The sequence below is a fragment of the Spirillospora sp. NPDC049652 genome (assembly GCF_040675125.1).
GTDB lineage: Bacteria > Actinomycetota > Actinomycetes > Streptosporangiales > Streptosporangiaceae > Spirillospora.
Genome location: NZ_JBFAOF010000559.1, coordinates 1 through 4,770, shown reverse-complemented (window position 1 = coordinate 4,770; position 4,770 = coordinate 1). Strand labels below are relative to the sequence as shown.

Below are 4,770 nucleotides of genomic sequence, written 5' to 3'. Positions count from 1 at the left end.
GTCGCGGCGCGCGGACGGCGCGTCCGGTCCGGGCTGGGAGCGCTGGTCCGGTTGCTGCCCGACCGCCCGCGCTCGCTGGTGATCGGCGTCGCCGGGGCGGTGTCGGTGCTGCTCGGGGCGGGTGCGGTGCTGGTCGGCGCGTCCCTGGCGATGCACACCGGCGAGGCCGCCCGGCAGTTCGACCTGCTGGCCCCCGGCGTGGTCGGCGGGGTGCTGCTCGTGCTGGTCCAGCTCGCGTTCCTGCCGAACGCGGTGATCTGGGGGATGGCCTACGCGATCGGCCCCGGCTTCGCGGTCGGCTCCGGGACGAGCGTGGCCGCGACCGGCGTCCTGCTGGACGTCGTGCCGGTGTTCCCGCCGCTCGCGGCGCTGCCGCAGCCGGGGCCCGCGCCCGTGCCGTCCCTGGTGGCGCTCGCCGCGCCGTTCCTCGCCGGAGCGGTCGGCGGGGTCCTGACCGTCCGGGCGATGCCGAGCACGGCGACGGAGTCCGCGCCGCTGTGGGGGTTCGCGTCGGGCGCGCTGACCGGGGTCGTGACGGCCGTGCTCGCGGCGCTGTCGGGCGGCCCGCTCGGCGGGGCCCGGCTGGCGACCGTCGGACCGTCCTGGTGGCAGGTGGGGCTGCTGGCCGCGCTGGAGGTCGGGATCTCCGCCGCCATCGCCGCCTGGCTGGCCAACTGGCGCATCCTCCGCCGCGCCGGCACCCCGGACACCGCCCCCGCTCCCGACCCCGGCCCCGGCCCCGCGCCTGCTGCTCCGGAGCCCGCCGTGCAGGCGGAGGGCCGCCGCGCCCGCCGCCGGGGACGTGCCGAGGCCGCCGACCTCCCGCCGGCGCCCGCCGCGGGGCCCGCTCCGTCCGTCCCGAGGCCCGCCCGGGAGACGCCCGCGCCCCCGCCGGCCGAACCGGCCCCGGAGCCGCCCGTGTCGCCCTATCCGGCCGCGCTGGAGTTCGAGGAGGCCGAGCCCGTCCTCGCCCCGCGCCGTCCGGCCCGGTCCCGGACCCGCCACGAGGACGAACTCCCCGACCTCATGGACGAGCCCACGCCCGCCCCCGGTCCCGCGAAGCCTCCGGCCCCTGAGCCGGCTCCCGAGCCGCTCGCCGCGCGGGAGGACGAGGCGGAGATCACACCCGCGCCCGAGCCGGCCCCCGAGTTCCGGCCGGAGCCCGAGGCGGCGGAGCCGGGCGTCCCCCGGCCGCGCCACGACGAGCCGGAGCGCACCGAGAACCGCGGCGGCGCGATCTACGTCCTCCGCGACGACCCCCGCGACGACCCCCGCGACGGCGACTAGCGCACCCGCCGCAGTCCCGCCGCGCACCCGGGCCTCGGATACCCCGACCGCCGGGCCTTCGGACAGCGCGGCCTGCCGGGCCGCCGCGCTCCGGGCCCCGCGACAAGGCCGACAACGAGAACGGGCCGGAGTCGCGGTATCGCGACTCCGGCCCGTCCGGGCGTCAGATCAGAGCATGCCCTTGAGGGGGTCGAGGTCCGAGGTGCGCACGTGCAGCTTGTGCGCGATCTCGGGCAGCCACTTGTCCTCGCACGCCTTCCGGTCGGTCTGCGTGTTCGCCGTGGACTTGCAGTTCTCCAGGCCGCTGACCTCGGGCCACAGGTAGACGGCGAAGCCGAGCATCAGGACGCCGAGCACCACCGAGACCGCCCCGCTGACCATGCCGCCGGTCAGCCCGGGCAGCGTGCCCGCGCCCCCCGCGGCCAGCCGCCGGGCCTTGGCTCCGACCACCAGCGCGGCGATCCCGAGCACCAGGCCGAACGGCCAGAAGAACAGGGTGATCACCAGGGAGCCGACGCCGAGCCACAGCGCGCGCCGGGCGGCCTGTTCGGCGGGCCCCGGCGGGAGCGAGCCCCCCGGGGTCGGCCCCTCCGGTCCCTCCGGCTCCTGCGGCCGCCACGGGTCCTGGCCGGTCGGCTGGCCGGACGTCCCCGGCTGCTCGTTCACTTCTCGTCCCCCCGCTGGCGTGGTGTGGTTCGTGGGTGTGGCCCGTGAGTGCGGGCCGCCGTGCGCCGCGCGCGGAGTCCGGTGGCCTCACCGCGGCGTCGGTTCGGGTGCGCCGAGCAGGGCCGATAGGCTTTGGCTCGCCCGGTCCGCCCCGACGTCACCACTGAGGAGTCATGGTGTCCGCCCGGCTCGTCGTCCTCGTCTCCGGCGCGGGGACCAACCTACAGGCGCTCCTCGACGCGTGCGCAGATCCAGCCTACGGGGCGTCCGTCGTTGCCGTGGGCGCCGACCGGGCCGGTATCGCCGGCCTCACGCGCGCGCACGAGGCCGGACTCCCCACCTTCACCCTCCGGATCCCCGATTTCCCCGACCGCGCCGGCTGGGACGCGGCGCTCGCCGACGCGGTCGCCGCCCACGAGCCCGACCTGGTGGTCTCGGCGGGATTCATGAAGATCCTCGGCCCGGCGTTCCTGGCCCGGTTCGGCGGCCGGACGGTCAACACGCACCCGGCCCTGCTGCCCTCCTTCCCCGGCGCCCACGCCGTCCGGGACGCCCTGGCCTACGGGGTCAAGCTCACGGGCTGTACCGTGCACTTCGTCGACGAAGGCGTGGACACCGGACCCGTGATCGCCCAGGAGGCCGTCCAGGTGCTCCGGCACGACGACGAGGACTCCCTGCACGAGCGCATCAAGCAGGTGGAGCGCCGCCTCCTGGTGGACGTCGTCGGCCGGCTCGCCCGCGACGGCTGGACCACCGAGGGCAGGCGGGTCGCCATGAAGTGCGGTACCTGCAACACGTCCGCTGACGATGGAGGGGAGCTCGGCCGGTGAGTCGGGTGGCTATCAGGCGCGCGCTGATCAGCGTGTACGACAAGACGGGGCTGGAGCAGCTGGCCAAGGGGCTGCACGAGGCGGGGGTGGAGATCGTCTCGACCGGCTCCACGGCCGGGCGGATCGCCGCCGCGGGCGTCCCGGTGATGAGGGTGGAGAAGCTCACCGGGTTCCCCGAGTGCCTGGACGGGCGGGTCAAGACGCTGCACCCGAAGGTGCACGCGGGCCTGCTCGCCGACCGGCGCAAGGACGACCACCTCCAGCAGCTCGACGACCTGCACGTCGAGCCGTTCGACCTGGCGGTGGTGAACCTCTACCCGTTCTCCGACACCGTGGCGTCCGGGGCGAAGCCGGACGAGTGCGTCGAGCAGATCGACATCGGCGGCCCGACCATGGTCCGCGCCGCCGCCAAGAACCACGCCAGCGTCGCGGTCGTCGTCTCGCCGGACGCCTACGGCCAGGTGCTGGAGGCCGTCCGGGCGGGCGGGTTCACGCTGGAGGAGCGCCGCCGCCTGGCCGCGGGGGCGTTCGCGCACACCGCCGCCTACGACGTGGCCGTGGCGTCCTGGTTCGCCTCGTCCTACGCGCCGGACGCCGAGGCCGCCGACACCGGCTGGCCGGACTTCACCGGCGCGACCTGGGAGCGCAAGAACCCGCTGCGGTACGGCGAGAACCCGCACCAGCGGGCCGCGCTCTACACCGACCCGGGCGCGAAGGGCGGCCTGGCGAACGCGGAGCAGCTGTACGGCAAGGAGATGTCGTACAACAACTACGTCGACACCGACGCCGCGCACCGCGCCGCCTACGACTTCGACGAGCCGTGCGTGGCGATCATCAAGCACGCCAACCCGTGCGGCATCGCGGTCGGCGCGGACGCCGCCGACGCGCACCGCAAGGCGCTGGAGTGCGACCCGACGTCGGCCTACGGCGGCGTGATCGCGGCGAACCGGCCGGTCAGCGCGGCGATGGCGCGGCAGATCACCGGGAGCTACGCCGAGGTCGTCGTCGCGCCGTCCTTCGAGGACGAGGCCGTGACGATCCTCACCGAGCGGTTCAAGAACGTCCGGCTGCTGGTCTGCCCGGACGGCCCGGCCAACCCCGCCGAGTCCCGCCGGATCGACGGCGGCCTGCTGGTCCAGACCGTCGACCGGGTGGACGCCGCCGGCGACGACCCGGCGAACTGGGAGCTCAAGACGGGGACGCCCGCCGACGAGGCGACCCTGCGCGACCTGGCGTTCGCCTGGAAGGCGTGCCGCCCGGTCAAGTCCAACGCGATCCTGCTCGCCAAGGACGGCGCGACCGTCGGCGTCGGGATGGGGCAGGTCAACCGGGTCGACTCGGCGCGGCTGGCGGTCGCGCGGGCGGGCGAGGAGCGCTCGCGGGGCGCGGTCGCCGCGTCCGACGCGTTCTTCCCGTTCCCCGACGGCCTGGAGATCCTCATCGAGGCCGGGGTCACGGCGGTCGTCCAGCCGGGCGGCTCGATCCGGGACGAGCAGGCGGTCGAGACGGCCGCCAAGGCCGGGATCACCATGTACTTCACCGGAGTCCGGCACTTCTTCCACTGACCGGCGCGACCGGGCGGACCGGCAGGTCCGCCCGCCTCGACCGGACCACCCCGGCGGCCGCACGGCCGCCGGGGTCTTCTAGATCTTGGCAAGTTTTACTTTCGTCGTCGTTTAATGTCGGTCTTGGCCGCGTCGCCTTACGCCACCCTGACCTTCGCGCGGCCCTTGCATGGGAGATCCGCGCATGGAATACCTCGTCAGCCTGCTCCTCGGCTCCGTCCTCCAGGCCCCGGTGCTGGTCACCGAGTCCCGCCAGGTCGTCGGACTGATCGCCGCCGCGATCGCGGCGATGCTGGCCGCCCGCCTCGGCTGGCACGGCACCGACCGGGTCATCGCCTGGCGCGGCCGCGCCGACCAGGACTGACGCACCCTCCGCCCCGGTCCGGCGTCCGCCGCGCCGGGCCCCGGGGGTCAGCGCAGCC

At 75.6% G+C, this 4,770-nt stretch carries 5 protein-coding genes; 4 read left to right on the top strand and 1 reads right to left on the bottom strand.

Translation table 11 applies throughout. From position 1 onward, the window contains the following. Positions 1–1,287: cell division protein PerM (locus AB0J52_RS27780; protein ID WP_500185329.1), on the top strand; the 1,287-nt coding region annotated here is incomplete at its 5' end. A gap of 168 nt (positions 1,288–1,455) precedes the next feature. On the opposite strand, the gene AB0J52_RS27775 is transcribed toward AB0J52_RS27780, so the two are convergent. Further along, positions 1,456–1,953 carry a hypothetical protein gene (locus tag AB0J52_RS27775; protein WP_500185327.1) on the bottom strand — a complete coding sequence of 166 codons (498 nt, stop codon included), beginning with the start codon at positions 1,951–1,953 and terminating at the stop codon, positions 1,456–1,458. Between the two features lie 176 nt (positions 1,954–2,129). On the opposite strand from AB0J52_RS27775, the gene purN reads away from it, so the two are divergent. The 3 genes from purN to AB0J52_RS27760 all read left to right on the top strand — a co-directional run bounded on the left by purN (position 2,130) and on the right by AB0J52_RS27760 (position 4,712). After that, positions 2,130–2,783, top strand: a complete 654-nt coding sequence (gene purN / locus AB0J52_RS27770) for a phosphoribosylglycinamide formyltransferase (RefSeq protein ID WP_500185325.1) — start codon at positions 2,130–2,132, stop codon at positions 2,781–2,783. After that, on the top strand, positions 2,780–4,348 hold the full coding sequence (purH, locus tag AB0J52_RS27765; RefSeq protein WP_500185323.1) for a bifunctional phosphoribosylaminoimidazolecarboxamide formyltransferase/IMP cyclohydrolase: 1,569 nt from the start codon (positions 2,780–2,782) through the stop codon (positions 4,346–4,348). Before purN ends, purH begins: the two co-directional genes overlap by 4 nt. Before the next feature lie 184 nt (positions 4,349–4,532). Continuing rightward, the gene (locus AB0J52_RS27760) at positions 4,533–4,712 is read left to right on the top strand and encodes a hypothetical protein (protein WP_500185322.1); all 180 of its coding nucleotides are present in this window, start codon (positions 4,533–4,535) and stop codon (positions 4,710–4,712) included. The last annotated feature ends 58 nt before the right edge of the window (positions 4,713–4,770 follow it).

Bases quoted from the DNA above. Each gene is read 5' to 3' on its own strand.
- AB0J52_RS27760 (WP_500185322.1), top strand. From the start codon at position 4,533: ATGGAATACCTCGTCAGCCTGCTCCTCGGCTCCGTCCTCCAGGCCCCG.